The sequence below is a fragment of the Mesorhizobium sp. B2-4-18 genome, from assembly GCF_006441385.1.
Classification (GTDB): domain Bacteria; phylum Pseudomonadota; class Alphaproteobacteria; order Rhizobiales; family Rhizobiaceae; genus Mesorhizobium; species Mesorhizobium australicum.
The window spans coordinates 628,327-653,245 of the sequence record NZ_VFUW01000001.1; the positions used below are offsets into that span (position 1 = coordinate 628,327).

The window sequence follows — 24,919 nt, forward strand, 5'->3', positions numbered from 1 at the left end:
ACCGATCGGGTCGCTGCTTGGCTACGCGGCCTGGCGTGCGCGCTGCTGCACCGCTCTGTCCAGTATCGAGAAGAAGGTGACGAACTGACGGTCGGGGTCGAGTTCCGGCCGGCCGGCGAAGCCGCGCGCGAGGGCCGAGACCCGCTGATATTCCTTGTTGTCGTTCCACAAGAGCCTGACGGCCGCGACCCATTCGGCGAGCGGGGCATCATAGTCGAGCACCGTGCCGCCAGGGCCGACCGCTTCCGGCAAGCCACCGCGGCGCGAACCGACGACCGGAATGCCGCTGCAATGGGCTTCCGAGGCAACCCGCCCCCAGGCCTCCTCCCATTTGCTGGGCGCCAGCAGGATCCGGGTGCGGCCATAGACCGTCTTCATGTCACTGGTGCGGTTCTCCAGCGTGACATTGCCGAGCGGCGTGATCGTCTGTTCGATGCGTGCCCGGTGATCGTCCGCCAGCTTCCAGCTTTCGACGAACAGGAACGGGATTTCGGGGCACGCGGCGGCGATCCGCACCGCAAGCTCGAAGCCCTTTTCCTCATAAGGGTTGATCAGGGTGACGAACTGGCCTGAAGTCGGCGTGCTGTAGTGGGCCGGATTGATGGTCGGAGGGATCACCGCCGCCTCGATGCCGAACTCCCTGGCGTAGGTACGCGCGGTGAATTCGGAATTGGCGATATAAAGCGCCGAATGCAGGTCGCGCAGGTCGCCCCCAAGCTCGTGAAACTCGACGTTGCGGAGGTAGACGACCAGCGGCACGCCCTTGGCCTGCAACGCCTTGCCGAGTGGAACCGACTTGTGACACTGAACCACCGCCACATCCGGCTTGACCCTGTTGACGGCGAAGGCCGCCGCCTCCCACGGAAACCACGCCCGAATCACTGGGTAGCCGGGAAAACTGTCGACGACCGCCGGCTGGCGCAAAAGCTTCATCTTGGCACGCGCCTTGAAGCCGAAGACACCATCGCCAAACAGCGCGGCGAGCACCGCGGCCTCATGCCCATGCTCGATCAACTGCTCGGCCAGATGATGAGTGCTCGACTGGACGCCGCCGCTGAACTCCGGTGGGTAGCCATTGCCGCCTGCAAAGAGAACTTTCATGGTCCTGGCTCCTCGTCTATCGCGTTTCAATGCCCACGGCCGATGAACGGCAGCGTCAAGTGCAGCCTCACGCAGTCTTTGGCGGATCAAGCGTCGCGAACGGATTTGTGCATGGCTGCCATCCGGTGAACCGGATGGGATCACTAGGCGAACTGCGCGAGGCGTAGTCCGTCAACATGTGAAATTCGGCCACGACCCAGCGGTCGAAATGCCGGAGGTCGCGCTGCTTCCGCTTGGGCAACAACTTGCGTGCCTGGCCGAGCTTCGCCGTCTCGAGCAAAGTGACGGCGTCGCCCAGTTTTTCGCTGGGAAACAGCCACGGATTGCGGTTGCGGAACTCCAGCACGAACTGCTGCAGGTGCTCGATGCGCATGTTCAACCCGCCGAGGTATTTTTCGAGCGTGACGCGAACCAGGTCCTCGTCCGAAAACGAAGACACCGCCGCGAAGGCCACGCCAGTCGATGCAACTCCACCAGCCATGATGGCCAAGACCGAGCGCCGTGAGATTTCCATCATCGGTTACCTCCTTCCCCCTCACGCCATCCGGCTCGCCGCGCGCAGGGACAAAGCTGCCGCGGTCAGGCTCGGGTTGGCGCAGGAGCAGCTTGGATAGGTGCTGGTGCCGACGACGACTAGGTTTCTCAGCCGGTGATGGATCATGTTGCTGTCGATCACCGAATCGGCCGGGCCGGTGCCCATCCGCAACGTGCCCTGGACATGCGATTCCGTTGGGCGGATGCCGCGGTCGAAGAGCCGTTCGACAGGCAACGGGGCAAGCAGTCCGGGCAATTTGTCCAGCGCCCGGGCCATGCCTTTGACGGCATAGTCCGACGGCGCCTTGAAGGAGACGAAGGCGTTGTCAGCCTCGTCGAGGGTGACGAAATTCTCGTGATCGAGCAGGTTCTCGGTGACCACGACCAGCGGCAGCGCCTGGCGCAGCCGGCCCTTCTCTGCGCGCATCCCGTGCTGCCAGCGGTTCTCGAAATAAACGAGGGCCGCCGCGTGCTCGGACCGGTGCGGACCGTCATAGAGGCCGAAATTCAGGCCGGTGGTGATGGTGCTGCCGTCGAAATTGTCGACGCCGTCGAGATAGACCTCGAAATTCCAGCCATAGGATTCATGCAGGCCGCGCCCGACGAATTCATCGCCCAGGCCCGAGCGCAGCATGATCGCCGCGCTCTGGATGGCATTGGCGCCGAGAACGAAGAGGTCGCCGCTTACCTGATATTCCCTGCCCTCATGCACGAAGGCGACCGAACGGACCGTGCCGCCGACATGGTCGAGCCGCCGCACTTCGGAGCCGAGGCAGACCGAAACGTCGGGATGCTCGAAGACATGCATCAGGCCGTTATTGGCGGTGAACTTGGCATCGACCGGGCACAGCCAGCAGCGCAGATTGGCGCAGCAGGAGCTGCGTTGCGCGGTCGGCACGCGCGCCCGTGCGGTCGGCATGACGAAATGCTGGTCGGGCTGGGCCGCCTTCATCATCCTGTCCGGCGTCGACATGCGATGCGGTGGCTGCGGAAAGGGCTTCGAGCGCGGCAGCATCGCCGCCATGTCGGGATCGCCGGAGATCGACATGATGTCTTCGGCGTCGCAATAGAACGGCTCGACATCGTCGTAGCTGATCGGCCAGTCATTGCCGACGCCGTAGGTGCTTTTCAGCCTGAAATCATTGGGGTGGAATCTTGGCGTCTGCGCGAACCAGCAATTGGTCCCGCCACCCAGCCCGATCGTGTAATTCCACGGCTTGTCGGAATTGGTGCTGTAGGTCGTCTCGTCGTCTATGTCGGTGTTGACGTTCTGGTCAAGCTGCCATTCATGCGTGTTGTGGCGACCCCACTCCAGAACCAGGATGCGCGCCTTACGCCGCCTGGCGAATTCATGCAGGAAGAAAGCCGAACCGAAGCCGGAACCGATCGCGACAACATCGAAATGATCTTTGGTGACTTGCTCGGGCTTTACGTCCAGCACCATCAGCTACAATTCCTTCTACGCCGGGCGTTTGGCCCGATCCTGCTTTCGGCTCTCCGCGCCCGATCTCATGCCGCCATTCTGCCGATCGAGTGATATTCGATGCCGTGGCGCGCCACGACCTTGGGATCGTAAAGGTTGCGGCCATCGAAGATGACCGGCGTGGTCAGCGCATCCTTCAGCGCATCGAAGGACGGTGCGCGAAAACTCTTCCATTCGGTGGCGATCAGCAGCGCATCGGCGCCGCGCAGAGCCGCCTCCTTGGTGCCGCACAACAGCAGGTCGTCGCGCAGCCCGTAGATGGCCTGGCATTCCTGCATGGCCTCGGGATCATAGGCCTGCACGGCCGCGCCGGCGTTCCAGAGCGCCTCCATCAGCACGCGCGCGGGCGCCTCGCGCATGTCGTCGGTGTTGGGCTTGAAGGCCAGGCCCCACAGCGCGAAGGTCTTGCCCTTGAGGTTACCCTTGAAATAGCGGTGCACCTTGTCGAACAGAACGGATTTCTGGTCATTGTTGCGCTCCTCGACGGCGCGCAGCAGCTTGGCGTCGTACTTGACGCCCTCGGCGGTCTTGATCAGGGCACGGACGTCCTTGGGAAAGCACGAGCCGCCATAGCCGAGACCCGGATAGATGAAGTGATAGCCGATGCGCGGGTCGCTGCCGATGCCCTGGCGCACTTCCTCGATGTCGGCGCCGAGTTGCTCGGCGAGGTTGGCCATCTCGTTCATGAAGCTGATCTTGGTCGCCAGCATGCAATTGGCGGCGTATTTCGTGAATTCGGCGCTGCGCACGTCCATCACGATCATCTTCTCGTGGTTGCGGTTGAAGGGCGCGTAGAGTTCGCGCATCACCGCCTCGGTTTCCTCGCTCGACGTGCCGACGATGATGCGGTCGGGCTTCATGCAGTCGGCGACCGCGGAGCCCTCCTTGAGGAATTCGGGATTGGAGGCGACGTCGAAGCTCAGATCCTCGCGGCCCCGCTTCTTCAGCGTCTCGGCGATCCTGGCCTTCACCTTTTCGCAGGTGCCGACCGGCACGGTCGACTTGCCGACGACGATCTTGGCGGTATCCATCTCGCGGCCGATGGTCTCGGCGACCGCCAGCACATATTTGAGGTCGGCCGAACCATCTTCGCCCGGCGGCGTGCCGACCGCGATCATCTGGATTTCGCCGTGCCTGACGGCTGCCGCCGCATCGGTGGTGAACTTGATGCGGCCGGCGGCGTGATTCTCCCTGACGATGGTTTCAAGACCCGGCTCGAAGATCGGAACGAGGCCCTGATTGAGCCGCTCCACCTTGTTTGCGTCGATATCGACGCAAACAACCTGGTGGCCAACCTCGGCAAGCACCGCCGCCTGCACCAAGCCGACATAGCCAATTCCAAACACCGTCAAGTTCATTCGGTTTCATTCCCATCCAGGGCAGCGGACCGCTTCTCGGCCCTGCCGGTTCAATTCGTCTTTCCCAGCTCTTTTACACTACACACAAGCGATTCCGGAAATTGGCAGGGCTGACCCAGCGCGGTGAACGCGACCCGCTCGACCTGCAGCGAAAGCTTGCGGCCCGGGTCCGCAAACGCTCCCATCCAGCCCTTCATGGTGTCGCTACCCCAAAGGCTGAAGAAGATCTTCTGCGCATGGCTGGGCAGCTTCGCGGGATCGGTGATGGTGTTCACCAGCTGGCCGTTGAGATACCAGCGCAGGCTATCTTTCTCCCAGACGAAGGCATAGTCGTTGAAGGCACTGTCGGTGCCGCCCGGCACGTCGACCAGCTTCTCGTTCTTGCCCTTGCCGGCGATATAGGCGTTGACCTGCACCTTGGAGGTGTCCTTGGTCAGGATCTCGAAGTCGATCTCGTCCCAGGGCTGTTTGTCGGATGGGCCGATATAGGAGAAGAAAGCCGCGTTGAGGCCGGGGCCGGTGTCGGTCTTCATCCGCGCCTCATAGGTACCATAGCCGAAACGCTGCTTGGTCTGGATCTCGCCGCAGGCGAACTCGCGATCCTTGGTCTTCTGCTTCGCGAATCCGAGCGAAAGAACGCCATCGGAAAGCTTGACCAAGCCTTTCGACCAGGTGCAATTCTGATGGCTGCCGTTCGTCCAGCCGTCTGAAACGTACCAGCGCTCGCGGTCGAAATTCTTGAAATCGTCGACGAAAGAGGGCGCGGACTGGATATCCTGCGCATGAGACGGGGTTGCCGGCAGGCTGCCAAGAGCGACCAGCAGCAAAGCGACCGCCAGACCAGACCGCCGCCAGAAATGCAGGGCTGAAGGGGCGTCTATTGCTGTCGTGGACATGGTCTTTGGATCCGAATTCATGAGTGACTCACCTTTGCGCTGTGTCCCCAACCCAAAGTCGACGTTCGAACCGCTTCCAAACGGGCCAACCTTGACCTTTTCAATCACCCTCCCGACGTCCAGCCTTGCATCACCTTCGCCGTAACGGTCCCGCGCCGCCGCCTTCAATTTCGGCCGGCTCCCGCCTGCCTGGCGGGGTCGACCGCCGCCGGATCGGTGCTCGTATTCTCGTCGAAGACCACGTCCAGCGAATGACGGAGCTCGTGCATCCTGCCGCCCTGGCGCGACAGCGCAGCGATGCGGCGCTCGCTGTTCAGGATCGACTGCGTCAACGCGCTGACTTCGGACGAGCGGCGATCGGAGGCGGAGCCGTTTTCCATGGCTTCGACCAGAAAGGCCGCGTTGGTCGCCTCCTTGCGGTAGCGGCTCTCCAAGCCGGTTTTCTCCGCCTCGATCTCGGCGGCGATCTGCTCGAACAGCTTCGCCAGCCGGTCCAGGCGCGCAACGTCGGTCTGCCTGTCGCGGGCCGGATCCCTTGATCTGAAGCCGAATATCGAGGCCATGAACTTAAATTCCCGTCATCGCCGGCTTCCTGGACCGGCTTTCAGGCCAGGCCACTGGCCGATCCCCGCAACCGGGGCTGAAAACTCGTAACCGCGTCGCCCAACTCCTCTGACGAAGAGAGACTTCGCACCAGTCCGATCGGGGGCCAGTTCGGCTGGTCGTTTAATTTGTTGCACCGCAACATAGACTGCCATCCCCAGAGCCGCGAGGCAACCACCCAATTCGTAAACTCATAAATCCGATGGAAATGGTTGCGTGGCGGCCTCGCGGTCGGCAGGTAACACCACGCTTTACCGTCCTTTGCCGGTACTGGTTCCAGCCATCAGGAAACGGAGCGGCGGCACGTGCTTGTTCCTGGAGACCAGGCCAACACTGCGAAACAGCGCCTCGATCTTGTCGGACGCCACGCCCTGGACGATGGGGACGAGGTTGGATTGGCTTGCGAAGGCGTAGGCCGCGGCAGAAGCCAGGCCCCGCTCGGCCTTCACGTCGAGGAAATTGCGCAGCCGGTATTTGTCGCGCACATGCCGCTCGTGCCGCCGTAGCACTGCTTTCGACCCTTCCGGCAGGCTGTCGATCGCCAGCAGCGCCAGATCGGCATCGGCCAGCCGCTTCAGATCCTGCGTCTTGTGGCGGCCGCTGAGTGAATCGGCGCGGACGATGGCGCCGTAGCCGCAGGAACGGATGACCTTGAACCGTGCCCCGTGGGCGACCGCTCGCGCGTAAAGCTCGTAGTCCTCGCCTAGCCGCAGGCTCTCGTCGTAGCGCAACCCGTGGCGGTCGAGAAAGGCACGGCTGATCACCGGCTTCAAGAAGCCGAGTTCGCCTCTTTGGACGCGGCGCCTGGAGATGTTGCCTTCCACGAATCCTTCGAAATCGAGGAATTCCGGATCGGCGGCAAAATCCGGGGCGACGATTTTGGTTGCATCGCCAGCCGCGTCATCCCTGATGAGCATGATGTTGTCGGCGGCGAAATCCCAATCGGCGCCGACAAACAGGTTGCGAAACCGGCCCTCGAGGAAGAAATCGTCGGCGTCCAGAATGCTGATGAACGGGGCTCGTGAACCGGCGATCGCCGCATTGCGGGCAAAAGAAGGGCCGCGATTGACGTCGAGGCGCATCACCGCAAGCCGGCCGCTGCCATCGTCGGCGGAGCGTGCGACCTCGGCCGTATTGTCCGTGGAGCCATCGTCGACGACGACGACCTCCCCGACTTCCGGTTCGCGCAACGCGGACGCGATGGCGACGGCGATCGTTCGCGCCGCGTTTTTGGCCGCGATGATCACGCAGACTTGGGATTTCGTCATCGACATGGAATTGCCTCTTGCACAGGTTCCGATCTGCCCTCGCCCTGTACGCGTTCGATATTCGCCGCCTTCACGGGCCGGCCGGCCGTTCGAAGATGCGGCGGCTGATGTCCGCCGACGCCGCCCAACCGGCCTCGGAAAGGTAACGGACCGGAGCCCGGCCGCATAATTCCCACAACACCGTGCGTCGCTGCGGCCAGCGCAACGACGACAGCCATGGCGCGATGACCATGTTGAGCAGGTCTTCATTGCCGATGCGCGACAGGATCGGCTTGGCCCGCTCCGACAGAAGCGTGCCGGTGCCGCCGAGCAGCACATCGGCGGAACGCAGGCCGAGCAGCAGCGTGTCCTCCAGCCCCTGGCTCACCGCCGCATCGAGCACACGCTGCTGATCGGCGTGGCCGAGACGGCTGGCGCTGGCCCTGATATCGCAGACGTAGCCGGCGCAAGGCTCCCGGTTGAACAGTGCCTTGGCGACGCTGATGCAGGCCAGCATCAGCGTGTCGGCAGCCGACGTGAACGGGACTTCGGCGCCGGTGATCTCGACCAGCCGCTTTCGCCGCAGGAACCCGTCGGCATCGCGCGGACTGGGCGAGCCGGGCTGCTGAAGCCGGTAATGAAGGTCGACAGTGGATGATTTCGACCCATTGCCACGGATCATGTGCTGTTCGCCGAGGAAGCGGACCCACCAGACCGAACGCGACTTGCCCGATACTTCGTAGCCAATCGAGCGTAACGCTTCGCGTGCCTTCAAGAACCCGGCAGGCGAAACCAGAATATCGATATCGCCCGAGGGTTTCATGAAATGATCGTCGTAAAGCAGATGCTGCTGGAACGGCCCTTTCAGGAACACGAAATCAATCCGCCTGTCGAGCAGCGCCTCGTGAATGGCGATCGAATCCATCAGGCAGGCGGCGTTCATCGACACCGTCCTCCTGCGATAGGTTTCGAGCCACTGGAACAGTTCGGCCGGCCTCTCATGCGCCGGCGTACGCGACAGCGCCTTCAAGACGAAGGTACCGACCTTGTTCAACCTGGCGATATCAGTGACGACAGCGTCGGAAAGGCCCGGCGTCCACGTTTCACCGGCCGAGGCGGCCGGCCCCGCGAAATATAACCGTAAGCATGCCCGCACATAAGCGATCTCGTCGGCGCAGTCGGTGGCGCGCAGTCTTTCATAGGAGCTTTCCGGCAAGGCCATTGAGCGCACAGTCTCCAAAAAGCGGTTTGCGCGAAGCGTATGCTGCAGCTGCTAAGCAAAGCATCGTCAAAAACGGCGGCGCCGTAAAGCCTTTCCTTTCGCAGTGCGAAATTTTACAACCATAGCGTTTGCTGGCTTCGCGGAAGGGGATGAGATGTATGGACGAATTCCTACCCTAGCGCAGCGCTTCGGCCGGGCCATCGATGGGATCAGCTGAAAGTTGAGTATCTTTCGGCGTTGTCCAATGGCAATGGCCAAGCATTGGCTTCGTCTTGTTATGCAAAATCAATGGTTTACGGAATCTCCTGTGACGAGGGGCAATCACACCCGGCTTCATCTCGAAAGAGGTGGATTTCTTACACGCGGGGTGACGTCCGCAACCCATAATTGATTAACGACCGGTAAATCAGGCTTGACTCATAAATGTTGCTGTGCAGCTATTGCGATGCAGCATGAAAGTGCTGACGGCAATCGACAGGCCGTTTCCAGTCCTTATGGAGAGTAAAATGGAACAGAATGTTGAAAAGCATGAGTACGAAACGCCAAACCTGATAGTACATGGTTCAATCGAAACCATTACCCAAGGCGGTGGTGGCAGCACGGCAATCGACGCGTCGTTTCCCGCGCACACCCCGATTGGCGACCTGACGTTCTCCTGAGACCAGCCTGATTCTGGAGGAATGACGTTGGGCCTCCGGGATCGAAGACAATGAAATGGAGCCGGGGATGAAAATCCCCGACTTTCCATTGAACTTGATGACACGTAGACCGTGTGTTGCAAACGAGGTTTTAGGATGAACTGGAACCCATCCGAGCACGATTGCGTAAAGGCCACCAAGGATGCCGTTGCTTGCGAATTCGGCGATGGCCTCGCGCTTCTCAACCTGAAGTCCAATATCTATTACAGCCTCAACGGTGTCGGCGCCTTCATCTGGGAATTGATCCAGGAACCCAAGCCGATCGCGGACATCCGCAGCGCCGTCCTCGCTCGCTACAATGTCGACGCCGAACGCTGCAAAGCCGACGTCGACGCATTGCTGAAAGGCCTGGCGGAAAACGGGCTTGCGAGGCTTGAGCATGAGGCACTCGTCTAGGCAGGCGTCGCAGAAGGCCATGGTTGCGCGGCAAAGAGCTGTGACGCAGAGAAATCCCCGGCCGATGAAGCAGCGGCCTGGCAGGCGCGGCCTGGCCAGGATCTTGTCCTTGAGCGGCTCGGAAGCGCTTTTCCTGTGCCGGTGCCTGCTGGTGGTCACGACCGTCCGGCTCGGGCTGACATTGTTCTCCTACAACCGCGTCCGCGGGATGGTGACGCGGCTCAACGCGCACCAGTGTGCCAGCATGGGCGAGTTGCGGCTTGTCGCCTGGGGGGTTGCGGCCGCCGCACGGTTCGTTCCGGGCGCCACCTGCCTGACCCAGGCGCTGTCGGGCCAATACCTCCTCGCGCGCCAGGGCAATGCGTCGAACATCCGCATCGGCATCGAGCGCGGCACGGGCGAGCAATTGAAGGCGCATGCCTGGCTGGTCAGCGATGACCACATCGTGCTTGGCGGATCCGTCGATGGTTTCGCCCACCTGATCGACCACGGCAGCCGATGAGCGGCGTAGCCGGAATCCTGCTGCGACAAGGCCCCGCGCCGGCTGAAGCGGCGAGCGACATCCAGCAGATGCTGGCGCGCATGCGCCATCGTGGTCCCGACGGAACCGCGTGGTGGCAGGACAGCGGCGTCGCGCTTGGCCATGCCTGGCTCAACACCACCGACGAAGCCGGCCCCGGCCCGCTGACCATGGCCGGCGGCAAGCTGGCCATCACCGCCGATTGCCGGCTCGATAACCGCGACGAGCTGCTCGCAAGGCTCGGCATCAGGGACAACTCAGTCGCCGATGCGGCGTTGCTGATGCGGGCCTATCTGCGCTGGGGTGAAACGTGCCCCGTGCATCTGCAAGGCGACTTCGCCTTTGCCATCTGGGATGCCGAGCGGCAGCTTTTGTTTTGCGCGCGAGACCATTTCGGGGTCAAGCCTTTCTATTACCACGCAGCGGAACGCCGCTTTGCCTTTGCCTCCGAGATCGGGCCAATGCTCGGCCTCGACGGGGTCGGTGCGCGCCTCAGCGAGCACCGGATTTCGGGCTTCCTGGCCGGGCTGCCCGATGACCCGCAGTCCACGCCCTACAGCGACATCTTCGCCCTGCCGGCGCGTCACAGCCTCACCGTCGCCGCGCAACGTCTGGTGCTGCGCCGGTACTGGCAGATCGAACCATCGCAGCGAGCACGGCGGCCTGATGCCGCGGAGGAATTCTCCCATCTGTTCGCGCAATCGGTCCGCAACCGCATGCGAGGAAGTCCGTCGATCGGCGCGATGCTGAGCGGCGGCCTCGATTCATCCTCGATCACCTGCGTGGCGGGAGTGCAAAATGCGGCCGAGCGCAAGCCGAGGCTACCGACCTTCTCGCTCGTGTTCGAAAAGGGTTCGTCGATGGACGAGCGCCCGTTCATCGATGCCGTGCTCGATCAGCAGAAGGCCGATCCCACGTTCATCCCAGTCGGCAATTATGCACCCTTCGCTGAATTCGAACGGGTGCTGGAGGAACAGGAAGGCACGTTCCTGGCGCCGGGCCTGACGCTGACCCGCGGTATCTATCGGACGGCTGGCGCCAAGGGCATCAAAGTGCTCCTCGACGGCCATGGCGGCGACGAGGTCGTTTCACAGGGACATGGCCATCTGCACGAGCTTGCCAATGGCGGCAGGTGGCTGGACCTTTGGCGCGAGGTCCGAAGCGCCTCCAACACCTATGGCGACAGCACGCTCGGCCTGTATTTCCAGTTCCTGACCATTTACGGGCCGGCCTGGCGGATCGCCAGGCTGAGACAGCTGGGGAACCGAGCCCTGAACAGGATGCGCAGGCCTGCCCGATCGAAGCGTGGCCGCAGCTGGCGCGACCTGATCAATCCGGACCTTGCCAGGCGAACCGAGCTCATCGACCGGTTCCATCGGGCTGGCTACATGCCGCCCGGCGTCCAAGCCAGCGACGCGCTCAGCCACCGCTGGATCCTGTCCAACGGCTATGTTCCGCACTCTTTCGAAGTTTTGGACAAGGCCGCCGCCAATTTCGGCATCGAGCCGCGGTATCCCTTCTGGGACAAGCCGCTGGTGGAATTCTGCCTGGGGCTGCCGGGCGAGGAGAAGCTCCGTCATGGGTTTGGCCGCTACGTGCTGCGCCGGGCCATGGAAGGCATCCTGCCGGCGGCGGTACAGTGGCGGCGCGACAAGATCGATTTCACCGCCAATCTGGTCAACGGCATGGTGCGCAACCATCGCGACCTGCTGGAGCAGTTGCTGGTCGGCGATGCGGGTCGCATCGCACCCTATGTCAACCTGCCGGAAGTAAACGCCGCCTATGCGCGGCTGCTGCGCCAGCCGGACCAGGCGGCACCGCTCGATGTCCAGTATGTCTGGCGCTCGGCGTCGCTGTCGCTGTGGCTGCGGCAGGTCCAGCATGGCGGGAGCCCCGCATGATGTCTCGCCATGAGCCGTTCGCCGGCGATCTCGACCGTCTTCCCAACCGCGACAGGACAGCGGGAGAACGAAGTTACTACCGCGCCTACGGCCTGCTCATCGCGTCCGACGTGTGGCTGCCCGAACTGGAGCCGGCGGACCCGGCAACGGCCGACATCGAGATCGTCATCGGCCCGATCGATATGCCCGAGCCTTCGGCGGAGGCAGCGACCGTCTTCCGTTTCGAGCCCGGCCGGCAGTATCTGGCCTGGGAGGCCGTCGGCGCATTCCTGATCAGCGACGCCCGCCGCATCGATGTCCAGCCGGCGCCCGGCGTCGACGACGCCTTGCTTGCCTTCCCGTTGCTGGGGCCGGTGCTGGCGCTGCTGCTGCACCAGCGCGGCCTGCTGGTGCTGCATGCCAGCGCGATCGCGGTGGCCGGCAGGGGCGCCATCTTCATGGGCGACAAGGGCGCCGGCAAGTCGACGACGGCAAGCGCCCTGATCCGGGCCGGACACGACCTGCTCACCGACGACGTCGTGGCGCTCGATCTCACCAACCCGGACGAACCGATGATCGTTCCGGGATTTCCGCAGATCAAGCTTGCCGCCGACGCCGCGGCGGCGATCTCGCTTGGGCAAGCGCAAGTGCGACCGCAAGTGCATCCGGCAATCGAGAAGATGCAGCATCGCCTGCACGGCGCCTTCTCCGGCAACAAGGTGCCGGCGGCCAGGATTTACATCCTCGAGCGCGGCGCAAGGGCCGGGATCACCCTCCTGCCTCAAATCGCCGCCTTGCCAGCCATCATCAAATTCTCCTACGTGACGCGGTTTGGCCGCGCGGCGCTCTCCGGCGATTTCGCGGCGATGCATCTTCGCCACTGTTCAGCGATCGCTAACCATGTCGGCGTGTGCCGGCTGGACGTTCCGACGGGCATCGACAGGATCGGCGAGGCTGTGGCGCTGATCGAAAAGGAATTGGCTGGCGATGCCTAGGTCATCGGTCTTCAGCCTGTCGCTGTTTCGCGATGTCGCGGCATTCGGCGCGGTCATTGCCCGGATCGGTGGACGACGAACCTGGACGGCGCTGCTGTTCCTGATCCTCGGCAGCCTGACGGAAGGCGTTTCCATCCTGCTGCTGGTGCCGCTGCTGCACCTGGTCGGCCGTGCCGACCAGGATTTCGCGGTAAGGCTGCCCAATATCGAGTTTGTGCACTGGCTGGTGCCCGGCGGAACGCTGCAGCTGACGACGGTGCTTTGCGCGCTGGTCGGGCTTGTTGCCGTGCAGGCAGCCTTCAACCGCTTCAAGTCGGTGTACATGGCAAGGCTGCTCTTCGATTTCATCAACCGCTTGCGCATGAACCTGTTCGAGAGCATCGGCAAGGCGCGCTGGGGCGTGTTCACGCGCATGCGCGGCTCCGATCTCGACCATGCCCTGACCGGCGACATAGACCGTGTCCAAGGGGCGGCTTTTGCCCTGCTGATGCTGGTGCAGATCGCGGTGCTGCTGGCGGGCTATCTGGTGATTTCCATGTTCATCTCGCCGGTCATGACGGCGTTTGCCGTCGTCATCGGCATCGTCATGTTCATAGCGCTGCAGCCATTTCGCTCGCGAGCCACCGCCTTCGGCCGGATCCTGACGACCAATCGCCAGGACCAGTACCGCACGGTCTCGGAATTTCTCGGCGGCATCAAGGTGGCCAAGAGCCTGAACGTCGAGGCCAGCTATTTCGCGCAGCTGCAGGTCACGCTCGAAAAGATGAAGGCCGACAATATCGCCTATGTCCGCAACTCTTCGATCGGCACCGCCGTGTTCCAGGTGGCGAGCGTCGTGGGCTTGAGCGTCTTCATCTATGTGGCGTTGGTCCGCTTCCACCTGTCGCTGGCCGAGATCGTCGTGCTGCTCCTGGTCTTCATGCGCATCGCGCCGCGCTTCATGGACATGCAGACGCAGGCCCAGCAGGTGCTGATCAACCTGCCCGCCTATACGGCAATGCGCAACCTGCAGGCGCGTTTCGACGCCGAACGGGAGCCTGGCCACGTCGAATCCACGGATGCCCGCAAGCTGACCCTCGATACGGGGCTGAACATTCGCGACGTCTCCTTTGTCTATGACGACGGCGCCGGCAAGGCAGTGGTGAGCGACATCACCTTCGGCCTTCCGGCCGGCAAGGTCACGGCGCTCATCGGCCCGTCCGGGTCAGGCAAGAGCACGATCGCCGACATGCTGCTCGGGCTGCTCGAGCCGACCACCGGCAAGATCCTCGTCGACGGCGTCGAGCTCGATGCCGGCAATCGCCGCCGCTGGCGCGATCAGGTGGCCTATGTGCCGCAGGACGTGTTCCTGCTGCATGACACGATCGCGGCGAACCTGCGCCTTGCCGCGCCCCAGGCCAGCGAGGACGACTTGTGGAAGGCACTGCGCGCCGCTCACGCCGGCGATTTCGTGGACCGACTGGACCTGAGGCTGAATACCGTGGTCGGCGACCGCGGCGTGCGCCTCTCGGGTGGCGAGCGCCAGCGCATCGCGCTGGCACGCGCGTTGCTGCGCAAGCCGTCACTGCTCATCCTGGACGAGGCGACAAGCGCGCTCGACTGGCAGAACCAGTCGCTTATCGCCCGGTCGATCGACGGCCTGCGCGGCGCAATGACGATCCTGACCATCGCGCACCGGCCGTCGATGATCGCCTTCGCCGACTGGGTGGTGGCGATGGAGGATGGTCGTGTGGTGGAGGTCGGGCAATATCAGCGGTTGAAGGCGAAGCCGGGGAGCCGGCTATCCCGGATGCTGTCGGGAGAACAGTCGGAGACCGAACCCGCTGATGTGGCCTGAGGACGATGATGTCCCCGTGGATCTAATGCAGCCCCCGCCGGACGCTGCCCAGCTTCTCGCCCTCGGGCACTTCGGTGGAGTTTTGCTTTCTCTCGGCTTCGCGCAGCCTGTCGGCCGGCGTTGGCGCGCTCCTGGCGATCATGGCATAGACGACCGCGAAATAACCGGCCTGGATGACCACCGCGCAGATGATGACACGCAGCAGTGTCGTGCCAAGCGAAGCTCCACCCAGCCAGGACCAGGCGACGACGATCGCGAGCGCGAACAGCATCCCAACGATGAATTTTGGAAGCGACATACCCAACAGCCCATAAACCGGCTCGGGTATATCCAACGATAGCCCCACCCGAGCGCCGTCCCTTGTGATGCGGGCTTGTTAAACCACCCGCTCTCGACCGGTTGCTTCCGGCCTTTCAACCTGTCGCCACCGTGACAGGTATAATTTGCAATTCTATTAAGGCGAGCAGAAGGCGGCAAGGGCAACCGCACATATTTTTGATTGAGCTTACGCGTTCGACTCTGCCATGCTGCAACGCACCCGGCCGCATTTCACTCAACCTGCAGCCATTGTAAATCTGGAGTACAACCCGTAATATTAGATGGTATTTTAGGTGAATAGTCCAGAATATAGCATCGTCATTAAGGACTCGTATGCTCCGGATCCCGACAATGGGAACGCGCCGCCCACAAAACGCCCCAAAAACGTCTGAATTTTTTTATGCTTGCCCATTTATTGTCACAAATGTGCTAAACATTTCGAAATTTGTGCAGCGCGAGCTTATTATTTAGTCAATTCATGACGCGACTATTTCAGCGGCGTGGGAAATTGTGTGTTGCGCTGCAGCATTTTTTTGGTATCGTGCGGTAAACCATTCGTTCAACGCATGGAGTTTCCGTATGAGGGATATTGCCAAGTCGGCCACGGCGGGGTTTTCGCAGGCCGACACCGACTTTCCGCCGCCGATCGGCGGCCTCATCAAGCGGAGTTTCGACATCGTCGGTTCGCTGGCTGGACTGATCGCGCTCAGCCCGCTGTTCATCATGATAGCGCTGCTCGTCAAATTCTCCGATGGCGGATCGGTTTTCTATGGTCACCGCCGAATCGGGCGCGGCGGACGGCTCTTCTCCTGCCTCAAGTTCCGCACCATGGTTCCGGACGGCGACAAGGTGCTGGCAGCCTATCTCGCCACCAATCCAGAGGCCAATGCGGAATGGATAGCGACCCGCAAGCTGAAGAACGATCCACGCGTCACCCGCGTCGGAACGGTGCTGCGCAAGCTGAGCCTCGATGAATTGCCGCAGATCATCAACATCCTCCAGGGCGACATGAGCCTTGTCGGGCCTCGCCCGGTGGTCCGGGACGAACTGGAAATCTATGGCAGCGCGGCTGTCTATTATCTGAAGTCCCGGCCCGGCCTGACCGGCCTATGGCAGGTCAGCGGCCGCAACGACGTTTCCTATGACAGCCGCGTCGCGTTCGACCGCCACTATGTCGAGAACTGGTCGCTGTTCGAGGACGTTCGCATCATCATCAGAACAGTGCCGGCCGTCTGGATGTCGCGCGGCTCTTACTGATCGGCCGGCAGGATCAAGGCATCCGGCGGCAAGCTCATCGGGCGATGGGGCTAAAACGGATCGGAACGCTCAGTTGAAGATAGACATTTTCGAAGCCTTTGGCAGCGGCCCGTTTTCCGGCCGCTCGCGGCTCGTGGCGACCTGCCTTGCGATGTCGCTTGCTTTTCCCCAGATGGCCGCCGCCGACGATTACCGTCTGGGCTCCCAGGACAAGCTCACCATCCGCATCGCGGAATGGCAGACCGTCGAAAGCACGTTCCGCGACTGGTCGTCGGTCAATGGCCAATATACGATCGGCCCGGCAGGCACGCTGTCGGTGCCTTTCGTCGGCGAGTTGCCGGCGGCCGGCAAGACTACGGCGGAGGTCGCCGCGGCGATCGGCGAGGCGCTGCAGCACAAGCTCGCTTTATCGGACAAGCCTGAAGCCTCGGTCGAAATGGCACAGTTCCGCCCCTTCTACATTTCGGGCGAGGTGCAGAATCCCGGGCAATTTCCCTTTGTGCCCGATCTTACGGTGCTGAAAGCGATCAGCGTCGCCGGAGGCATCAGGCGCAACGCCGACTACGGTCCCCAGCTCGGCAAGGACCTGGTCACCGCCAAGGGCAATTTCGATATCTCCGACGACCAGCGCGTTCGGCTGATCGTCAAGCGCGCCCGCATCGACGCCGATATGGCCGGCAAGACGAGTTTTGAGGCACCCAAGGAGGTCGAAGGCGATCCGCGGCTGCCGACCATCGTCGCCGACGAGATGACAATCCTTACCGCCGACCAGAAGGCGCTGAAGCTCAAGCTCGAGGCGCTCGACGATCTCAAGGGTGTGCTGCAGGCCGAAATCGAATCGCTGCAGAAGAAGATCGTCAACCAGCAGAAGCAGGTCGACCTGGCCCAGCAACAGCTGGCCAGCATCGGTCCGCTGGCCCAGAAGGGACTGGTGGCCAATGCCAGGCTTCTGGATTCGCAGCAGTCCGTTACCGACCTGCAGGGCAAGATCCTGGACTACGAGACAGCCATCCTGACCGCCAAGCAGGCGATCAGCAAGGCCACGCAGGACGCCATCGACGCCCAGAACACCTTGAGTTCGAGCCTCGCCGCCGATCGCCAGCAGACCGAAGCCGACCTGAACGAGGCCGCGCTGAAGGTGAATATGCAAAAAGGCCTGATAGCCCAGGCCACGGATCCGGCAACGACGGCCGCCATCACCAACGACCAGCAACCTACCTTGCTCTATTCGCTGGTGCGCAATGTCGACGGCAAGACCAGCGAAATCGCCGCCAAGGAAGACACACCGGTACTGCCTGGCGATGTGATCAAGATCAAGCTGGCGCCGCTAGCCAGCCAGTAGAGACGCGGAAGGTCGCGCGGCCCGCCGCGTTCGATCCATAGCGCAAGGGCCTTGAGCCTCCGCCAAGCCTGCTTGGCGGAGGTTTTTGCTGATATATTTTCAGCACCGGAAAACCAGAATGGCTGTTGACGCAATCCCGAACGGAACCGCTACGCGGTTTTCCCGCGATGGCTTTAGCGGACTCTCATCATTACTCGGCTGCCGCGGGACGGTGAGGCCAGGCTGCCTGTCCGGCCTTGGCATCCCCCGGCTCGAAAGCCGGCGACCATCGCGTGCGGGTGACCGGCAGCCTCGCCAGCTTGAAGAAGCTGAAATACATCAGGAATGAACCCATGATGTAGGGGTTGAGTATCTCGACCTCGACGAAGGAGCGGATGAGCAGCAGCACCATCACGCCGATCAGAACCACCGATTCGGCCTGCCATGTCTTGAAGACCACCGCCGCGATGTGGCCGAGGAGCGTGCGCAGCATGATCAGCGATATCAGCACCGCCCCGGTGAAGCCGAGTTCGACAAGGGCTTCGACATAGGTGTTGTGGAAATGGAAGCCGGTGCGGGTGCTGATGTAGAATTCGTTCCACAGCCGCTCCGCCTCGGCAAAGCCCTGCACCCAATAGGCTGCATAGCCGACGCCAAGGATCGGCGATCGCATCGCGGCGTTCCAGCCCTGCTCCCACAGATAAGTCCGCCCGGTGAGCGTCGAATCCTTGCCGAAGATGCCAAGCACGAAGTCCATGAGCCCGAGATTGAGGGCGACGATGGCCACCACGACGATCATGCCGGCGCCGACCAGGAAGATCACCCGGCGGTAGCGTCGCGACAAAAGCTTGCTCATCGCAAGAAGCGCCACCAGCGCCAGAACCGCCGGTATCGAGGCCATCGAGGTGGCGGAATGCGAGACGACCAGCACATAGGCCGACAACAGCACGACCGGCACGGTCAGCATGAAACTCAGCCGGCCACGCCGAAGGAAAGCAAGGAACACGACCGAGAAATAGATGCCGAGCGAGCCGACGAAGCCGATCTGGTTCTTGGAGGCGAAGGCGCCGACGAAATTATAGGTGCCGTCGAGGACGTCCTCGGAATAGGCGCCGACTTTCAGCGAATAGAGCAGGACGAAGAATATGCCGACCAGGGCGCCTATTGTCAGGGTGCGCACGCTGACGGTGCGTGCGGCGACATAGGCGCAGGCGATATGGGACAAGTACTGGACCGCCGTTCTGGCGGTGACGCCGGGCGCCTGCGACCAGAATATGGAAAAGCAGACATAGGCCGCAAAGAGCAGCGGCAGCCAGGCGCTGGACAGTTGCCGCAGGAAACGCCGGTAGTCGACCAGGATAAGCGGAAGCCAGACGGCATAATAGGCCAGGATCAGCACCTGGCCGAAAATGACGGAATAGGAGAACGCCCAGATCGAAACGGCAACGGCAAAGCTGCCATAGACCGAATTCTTCTCGGGATCGACGAGCAGGGATTTGGGAATTTTCATCTCACGGTCCCGTCGACACGACCCAGGACCGGCAGGCCGCAAACCAGCCGGCATATCCGCAAACAGGGTCGTACAAGAAACGGCGCCTCCATTGTGCAGTGCAATATAACCTATCGCACCCCGTGCTCAATGGCAAATCCGGTCACCTTGTCTTACAGCGCGGCGATCGCCGAGAGATCTCGGCCGTGGACGGGCCAATCGGTCATGTGCTCCGACTGCCCATCAGGAACGAGGCGCGTCCCTTGAGGTTTCCTTAGTCCATGCGCATGCCTAGATCGGCCTCGCCGTGGTGGGTATGGTGGAAGCGCTGCGCGACCAACTCGAATGAACGGCGCCATAATCCGGCCGATTGGCCCAGACGATCCGGCCGCATGCCGGCTTGAACTCGGTCGGCGGTCACCTCACAGTCCCAGGACCGGCCAGCACGCGGGGCGCCTTCAGCCAACATGAACAGGGGGAACACATGCCAATGAATTTCGCGGGGCGCTTCTCAGGCCGGTCGGCGGTCATCACCGGGGGCGCCTCGGGCATCGGACTGGCGGTCGCGCAGAGGATCGTCGACGAAGGCGGGCGCGTCTGCGTCTGGGATCGCGATCCCGCACAGATCGAACAGGCGAAAGCCATTGTTCCCGGCCTGCGTGGAGTGACGTTGGACGTTGCGGATGCGGCAAGTGTGGAGGTCGCCGCACGATCGACGATCGACGCCTTCGGCGCGGTCGACATACTGGTCACCAGTGCGGCCATCACCGGCCCCAACATGACCACCTGGTCCTATTCGGTCGAGGACTGGCGTGGGGTCATCGACATCAACATCAACGGCGTCTTCTACTGCAACAAGGCGCTGGTGCCACACATGCTCGAGCGCAACTATGGCCGCATCGTCAACATTGCCTCGATCGCCGGCAAGGAAGGCAATCCCAACGCTTCCGCCTACAGCACCTCGAAGGCGGCGGTGATCGGCCTGACCAAGTCGCTGGGCAAGGAACTCGCCAAAACCAAGGTGACGGTCAACTGCGTGACGCCAGCCGCCGTGCGCACCGCGATCTTCAAGCAGATGAAGCAGGAGCACATCGATTTCATGCTCTCCAAGATACCGATGGCGCGGTTCGGCGAGGTCGAAGAAGTGGCGGCGCTGATCTCATGGATCGCCTCGGAGGAATGCTCGTTCACCACGGCCGCTGTGTTCGACGTCTCGGGCGGCCGCGCCACCTACTGATGCACTACAAATCCGCGTGAGCAGGCAACGATATGCCATCGCCGACGTATAGTCGGGGATGGAAGGTGTAGAAACGGCAAAGATTTCAGACAGTTCCACGGGTGTGACCTTTCGCTGCGATCTCGGCGTCCAAGGCGAGGAATTCCCCCACTTCTGGGAACATACGGTCGGCAGCGGCCACGCGACGCTCGCTCTGCGCGCGGACTGGCAGGCGCAGATGCGCCGGGCGCATGACGAACTCGGCTTTCGCCATGTCCGTTTTCACGGGCTGCTCGATGACGACATGGGCACGCTCATCGACCAGGACGACAAGCCGCTCTATTCGTTCTTCAATGCCGATCAGATCTTCGATTTCCTGCTGTCGATCGGCATGCGCCCCTTCGTCGAGCTGAGTTTCACGCCGACGATGCTGTCGTCGTCCGGAAAGATCGTCTTCCGTTATCGCGCCAATGTCAGCGCGCCGAAGGACTACGACCAGTGGTCGACGCTGATTTCGAAGCTCGTCGCTCACTGGGTTGATCGCTACGGCCTCGACGAGGTGCGGCAATGGTTCTTCGAGGTCTGGAATGAACCCAATCTCGAGGCGTTCGGCAGCGGCAAACAGGAGGATTATTTCAAGCTGTATGCCTACACGGCAAGAGCAATCAAATCTGTTGACACGCATTTGAAGGTCGGCGGACCAGCCACAGCCGACAATGCCTGGATCGATGAGTTCATCGCTTACTGTGGCCAGAACGGCCTTCCCGCGGACTTCGTCAGCACGCACCATTATCCGACCGATGCCTTCGGCCAGCCTGGCGACGACACCGAAGCCCAGCTCTCGAAAAGCACGCGAAGCGTCCTGCGCGAGGAAGCGCGCACCGCACGACGGCAGGCAGGCGACCGTCCGCTCTACTACACCGAATGGTGCACATCGTCGAACCCGCGCGATCCCATGCACGACGAGCCCTATGCCGCCGCCTTCATCGTCAAGACGGTCATGGAGGCGAGAGGGCTGGTTCAGGGCTACAGCTACTGGACCTTTTCGGATATTTTCGAAGAGAATTATTTTCCATCCCTACCCTTTCATGGTGGTTTCGGCCTGATGAACCTTCACGGCGTCGCCAAACCGGCTTACCGTGCCTTCGAAATGCTACATGGCCTTGGAACCGAAATCCTGTCGACTCAAGGCAATCATCCCACCGTCGACAGTTGGTCCGTGCGCGACGGAAATTCGTTGACCGTGCTGATTTCCAACTTCGCCTTGCCGCGGCATCCGGTCGCGAACGAGATCGTGCATATTCAACTTGAGAATGCACGGCGGCCCGACACGGCAACCATCCGACGCGTCGATGCGGCAAATGCCAACCCCAAGGCGCTATGGGTGACAATGGGAAGTCCGGATTACCTGAGCCGAGCAATGGCAGAGCATTTGCATGCGGCCTCGGCGATGCCGGAACAGGCGCAAGCGATCGCCTTCAACGGTCATACCCTTCTGTTCGATGTCACAGTACCTGCGCAAGGCGTTGCTGCCATCAGGCTGGAGTTTTTATCGATTGCTTAGAGCAGATCCCGCCGCGCTGGCCGATGACGAACTGCTGGACCGCTGTCAACGCGCCGCCTTCGGCTATTTCCTGGAGAACGTGAACCCCGACAATGGGCTGGTCGCCGACACGTCGCGGCCCAGTTCGCCGTGCAGCATCGCCGTCGTCGGTTTTGCCCTGTCCTGCTATCCGATCGGCGTCGAACGTGGCTGGATAACGCGCGACGCGGCTGCCCGCCTGACCCTTGCGGCGCTACGCTTTTTCCAGACCAGCACGCAAGGCAGCGGTCACGACGTCACCGGCCACAAGGGTTTTTACTACCACTTTCTCGACATGAGGAGCGGCTTGCGCGTTTGGCGCTGCGAACTGTCGATGGTGGATACCGCCCTGCTGATAGCCGGCATGCTGGTGGCGAGCGCGTATTTTTCCGACGACAACGACGACGAAGCCGAAATCCGCCTCCTGGCCGAGGCGCTCTACAGGCGCGTCGACTGGCGATGGGCGCAAGGCAGCAGCCCGACGCTCCGCCAGGGCTGGAAGCCGAGGAGCGGCTTTCTGCATTATGGCTGGGAAGGCTATAACGAGGCGACGATCCTCTATGTGCTGTCGATGGCTTCTCCGGACCGCCCGACCTCGGACGACAGCTACGAGGCCTGGACGGCGACCTATCAATGGGAAAACATCTACGGCCACGACGTGCTCTATGGCGGGCCGCTGTTCATGCACCAGTTCTCGCATGCCTGGATCGATTTCGCCGGCATCCGCGACGCTTTCATGCGGGAGAAGAATTCGGACTATTTCGAAAACAGCCGCCGCTCGACATACCTTCACCGCGACTACGCCCGGCACAACCCTTACGGCTTTGACGGCTATGGCGAGAATTTGTGGGGTCTTTCGGCCGGAGACGGACCGGGCGGCTTCCGCGCCAGCGTGGAGCGGCGGACCCACCGGTTTTCCGGCTATGCCGCGCGCGGCGCGCCTTTCGGACCGGATGACGGGACAATCGCGCCATGGTCCTATCCGGCGTCGCTGCCTTTCGCGCCGGACATTTGCCTGGCGGCGCTGCGTCACCTCGTCGATCGTTATCCGGAGGTTCTCGACGATTTCCGCCTGCCGAGCGGTTTCAACCCGACATTGGCCAACCGCCGCAAATTCGGCCGCAACGGCTGGGTCTCGGAAGGCCATTACGGGCTCGACCAGGGCATCGCGGTGATGATGATCGAAAACCACCGTTCCGGACTGATCTGGGGGCTGATGCGTTCCAATCCCCATATCCGTCGCGGCCTGGGCAAGGCGGGTTTCACCGGCGGATGGCTGTCGCGGCCGGTACCCGGAGGGCGCGATGTCGCGTGAACCGACGAGAGCCGCCGTCTTCCCTGTCGACAGCAATGATGTCGAACTGATCAGGGGCGCGCATCCCGCGCACTGGAAGAACCCGACCCCGAACGGCCCCTACAATCTCGTCGTCATCGGCGCCGGGCCGGCCGGGCTGACCGCCGCGCGTGACGCCGCGAGCCTTGGCGCGAAAGTCGCGCTGATCGAACGCGGGCTGATCGGTGGTGCCTGTGTCAATGTCGGCGGCATCCCGTCGAAGTCGATCATCCGCACGGCCAGGCTCTATGCCGATATGCGCGATGCCGAGAGCTTTGGCGGCGACCCGCCAGACCACCTTCGTGTCGACTTTCAACGGGCGATGACACGGATGCGGCAGATACGGCAGCGGATCAGCCGTGCCAATGCGGCCGTTTCCGTCGCAGCCGAGGGCATCGACCTCTATTTCGGCGAAGCGCGCTTCGCCGGACCGGACACCGTCGTGGTCGCGGACAGGACCCTGCATTTCAAGAAGGCATTGGTCGCGACGGGCGCGCATGCGAGCGGGCCCGCGATTCCGGGGCTTGCCGAGGCCGGTTATCTCGACAACGAGACCATGTACGACCTTACGCAATGCCCGCCGCGGCTCCTCGTCATCGGCGGCGGGCCGCTCGGCTGCGAGACGGCGCAGGCTTTCTGCCTGCTCGGCGCCAAGGTCATCCTGGCGCAGAGCGATCCGATGTTCCTGCCCGGCGAGGAGCGCGACGCCGCGCAGATCCTTTCGGATGCGCTGGCGCGCGAGGGGATCGAGGTGCGGCTGAACACCGAAGTGGTGGCGGTGCGGATGGAGGGCGAGAAGAAGGCCGCCGACCTGATGCGGGATGGCGACACGACGACGATTACGGTCGATGAGATCATCACTGGCGTCGGCCGTTCACCTAACGTCGATGGCCTGGGCCTCGATGAAGCCGGCGTGGCCTATGACGCCAGCGGCATCAAGGTCGACGATTATCTGCGATCCACCAACCCAAATGTCTACGCGGCGGGCGACGTCTGCCTCGAATACAAGTTCACCCACACCGCCGAGGCAACAGCGCGCATCGTCGTGCGCAATGCCCTGTTTCGCGGCCGCGAAAGGCTCAGCGAACTCGTTATCCCCTGGTGCACCTATACCGATCCGGAGATCGCCCATGTCGGTCTCTATCCCCTGGAGGCGCGGCGCAACGGCATTCCGGTCAAGACCTATACGGTCCTGATGCACGATGTCGCCCGCGCCGTGATGGACGGCGAAGAGGAAGGGTTCGTCAAGATCCACGTCAGGGAGGGATCCGACCGCATCTTGGGGGCGACGGTCGTCGCCAGCCATGCCGGCGAGATGATCAATGCCGTGACCCTCGCTATCCGTTCGGGCATGGGATTGCATGCGTTGGCCGATGTCATCCATCCCTTCCCGACACAGGCGCAAGGCATCAAGATGGCGGGCGACGCTTACCGACGGACACGGTTCACTTCATTGCGCAGGCGCCTGGCGGCCCGCTGGCTGGCCTGGTCCAGGCGATAAGCCTTTGCGCTCGGTCCCAGCCGGATCCGCATTGCGACCGATCCGCAAGGCAAGCGCGCCGGGCATCAGACTGTGATCCAGCGCTTGACGAAAGCACGGTTCGGCTAAACAAGTCGAAGCTGATTTCTGTGG

The 24,919-nt window shown here is 62.3% G+C and carries 22 protein-coding genes; 12 read left to right on the forward strand and 10 right to left on the reverse strand.

The window, feature by feature from the left end; all coding sequences use genetic code 11:
- Window positions 1-21 precede the first annotated feature (21 nt).
- The 8 genes from FJ527_RS02885 to FJ527_RS02920 form a co-directional block, all read right to left on the reverse strand.
- Window positions 22-1,101, reverse strand: a complete 1,080-nt coding sequence (locus FJ527_RS02885; RefSeq protein ID WP_140821600.1) for a glycosyltransferase — start codon at window positions 1,099-1,101, stop codon at window positions 22-24.
- A 67-nt stretch (window positions 1,102-1,168) separates the two neighbouring features.
- On the reverse strand, window positions 1,169-1,618 hold the full coding sequence (locus FJ527_RS02890; protein WP_015314218.1) for a hypothetical protein: 450 nt from the start codon (window positions 1,616-1,618) through the stop codon (window positions 1,169-1,171).
- An 18-nt stretch (window positions 1,619-1,636) separates the two neighbouring features.
- Window positions 1,637-3,079 carry a GMC family oxidoreductase gene (locus FJ527_RS02895; RefSeq protein WP_140821602.1) on the reverse strand — a complete coding sequence of 481 codons (1,443 nt, stop codon included), beginning with the start codon at window positions 3,077-3,079 and terminating at the stop codon, window positions 1,637-1,639.
- A 65-nt stretch (window positions 3,080-3,144) separates the two neighbouring features.
- Window positions 3,145-4,476 carry a UDP-glucose/GDP-mannose dehydrogenase family protein gene (locus tag FJ527_RS02900; protein WP_015314220.1) on the reverse strand — a complete coding sequence of 444 codons (1,332 nt, stop codon included), beginning with the start codon at window positions 4,474-4,476 and terminating at the stop codon, window positions 3,145-3,147.
- Window positions 4,477-4,526: 50 nt separating this feature from the next.
- Window positions 4,527-5,393 carry a family 16 glycosylhydrolase gene (locus FJ527_RS02905; RefSeq protein ID WP_083882941.1) on the reverse strand — a complete coding sequence of 289 codons (867 nt, stop codon included), beginning with the start codon at window positions 5,391-5,393 and terminating at the stop codon, window positions 4,527-4,529.
- A gap of 143 nt (window positions 5,394-5,536) precedes the next feature.
- Complete coding sequence (locus tag FJ527_RS02910) at window positions 5,537-5,935, reverse strand: hypothetical protein (protein ID WP_140723285.1); 399 nt, start codon at window positions 5,933-5,935, stop codon at window positions 5,537-5,539.
- Window positions 5,936-6,226: 291 nt separating this feature from the next.
- Window positions 6,227-7,249, reverse strand: coding sequence for a glycosyltransferase family 2 protein (locus FJ527_RS02915; protein WP_015314223.1), 1,023 nt, complete (start codon window positions 7,247-7,249; stop codon window positions 6,227-6,229).
- 64 nt (window positions 7,250-7,313) lie between these two features.
- The gene (locus tag FJ527_RS02920) at window positions 7,314-8,444 is read right to left on the reverse strand and encodes a nucleotidyltransferase family protein (RefSeq protein WP_140614938.1); all 1,131 of its coding nucleotides are present in this window, start codon (window positions 8,442-8,444) and stop codon (window positions 7,314-7,316) included.
- 506 nt (window positions 8,445-8,950) lie between these two features.
- Between FJ527_RS02920 and FJ527_RS02925 the strand changes: the two genes are divergently transcribed.
- From FJ527_RS02925 to FJ527_RS02950, 6 genes are all read left to right on the forward strand, one after another.
- Complete coding sequence (locus tag FJ527_RS02925) at window positions 8,951-9,103, forward strand: lasso peptide (protein WP_140821604.1); 153 nt, start codon at window positions 8,951-8,953, stop codon at window positions 9,101-9,103.
- 135 nt (window positions 9,104-9,238) lie between these two features.
- A complete protein-coding gene (locus FJ527_RS02930; RefSeq protein WP_015314226.1) occupies window positions 9,239-9,538 on the forward strand; it encodes a PqqD family protein in 300 nt (99 codons plus the stop codon).
- A gap of 109 nt (window positions 9,539-9,647) precedes the next feature.
- Window positions 9,648-10,040: a lasso peptide biosynthesis B2 protein gene (locus FJ527_RS02935; RefSeq protein ID WP_224584338.1), complete on the forward strand. Its 393-nt coding sequence runs from the start codon at window positions 9,648-9,650 to the stop codon at window positions 10,038-10,040.
- Complete coding sequence (locus FJ527_RS02940) at window positions 10,037-11,959, forward strand: lasso peptide isopeptide bond-forming cyclase (RefSeq protein ID WP_140821608.1); 1,923 nt, start codon at window positions 10,037-10,039, stop codon at window positions 11,957-11,959. Before FJ527_RS02935 ends, FJ527_RS02940 begins: the two co-directional genes overlap by 4 nt.
- Window positions 11,956-12,933, forward strand: coding sequence for a serine kinase (locus FJ527_RS02945; RefSeq protein ID WP_140723297.1), 978 nt, complete (start codon window positions 11,956-11,958; stop codon window positions 12,931-12,933). Before FJ527_RS02940 ends, FJ527_RS02945 begins: the two co-directional genes overlap by 4 nt.
- On the forward strand, window positions 12,926-14,770 hold the full coding sequence (locus FJ527_RS02950; RefSeq protein ID WP_140821610.1) for an ABC transporter ATP-binding protein: 1,845 nt from the start codon (window positions 12,926-12,928) through the stop codon (window positions 14,768-14,770). Before FJ527_RS02945 ends, FJ527_RS02950 begins: the two co-directional genes overlap by 8 nt.
- Before the next feature lie 22 nt (window positions 14,771-14,792).
- Here the strand turns inward: FJ527_RS02950 and FJ527_RS02955 are convergent, their stop codons facing one another.
- Complete coding sequence (locus tag FJ527_RS02955; protein ID WP_015314231.1) at window positions 14,793-15,068, reverse strand: hypothetical protein; 276 nt, start codon at window positions 15,066-15,068, stop codon at window positions 14,793-14,795.
- 599 nt (window positions 15,069-15,667) lie between these two features.
- On the opposite strand from FJ527_RS02955, the gene FJ527_RS02960 reads away from it, so the two are divergent.
- On the forward strand, window positions 15,668-16,345 hold the full coding sequence (locus tag FJ527_RS02960; protein ID WP_015314232.1) for a sugar transferase: 678 nt from the start codon (window positions 15,668-15,670) through the stop codon (window positions 16,343-16,345).
- 85 nt (window positions 16,346-16,430) lie between these two features.
- Window positions 16,431-17,687 (forward strand): polysaccharide biosynthesis/export family protein, encoded by a 1,257-nt coding sequence (locus FJ527_RS02965; RefSeq protein WP_041163581.1) that lies wholly within the window; start codon window positions 16,431-16,433, stop codon window positions 17,685-17,687.
- Window positions 17,688-17,877: 190 nt separating this feature from the next.
- Here FJ527_RS02965 and FJ527_RS02970 read toward each other — a convergent pair whose 3' ends face one another.
- Window positions 17,878-19,176, reverse strand: a complete 1,299-nt coding sequence (locus tag FJ527_RS02970; protein ID WP_015314234.1) for an O-antigen ligase — start codon at window positions 19,174-19,176, stop codon at window positions 17,878-17,880.
- Between the two features lie 463 nt (window positions 19,177-19,639).
- On the opposite strand from FJ527_RS02970, the gene FJ527_RS02975 reads away from it, so the two are divergent.
- From FJ527_RS02975 to FJ527_RS02990, 4 genes are all read left to right on the forward strand, one after another.
- On the forward strand, window positions 19,640-20,392 hold the full coding sequence (locus FJ527_RS02975; protein ID WP_015314235.1) for an SDR family NAD(P)-dependent oxidoreductase: 753 nt from the start codon (window positions 19,640-19,642) through the stop codon (window positions 20,390-20,392).
- Between the two features lie 103 nt (window positions 20,393-20,495).
- Window positions 20,496-21,935, forward strand: coding sequence for a glycosyl hydrolase (locus tag FJ527_RS02980; RefSeq protein WP_246677673.1), 1,440 nt, complete (start codon window positions 20,496-20,498; stop codon window positions 21,933-21,935).
- On the forward strand, window positions 21,928-23,268 hold the full coding sequence (locus FJ527_RS02985) for a glucoamylase family protein (RefSeq protein WP_140821614.1): 1,341 nt from the start codon (window positions 21,928-21,930) through the stop codon (window positions 23,266-23,268). The genes FJ527_RS02980 and FJ527_RS02985 overlap by 8 nt, the downstream gene beginning before the upstream one ends.
- The gene (locus tag FJ527_RS02990) at window positions 23,258-24,787 is read left to right on the forward strand and encodes a mercuric reductase (protein WP_140791589.1); all 1,530 of its coding nucleotides are present in this window, start codon (window positions 23,258-23,260) and stop codon (window positions 24,785-24,787) included. Before FJ527_RS02985 ends, FJ527_RS02990 begins: the two co-directional genes overlap by 11 nt.
- Window positions 24,788-24,919 lie beyond the last annotated feature (132 nt).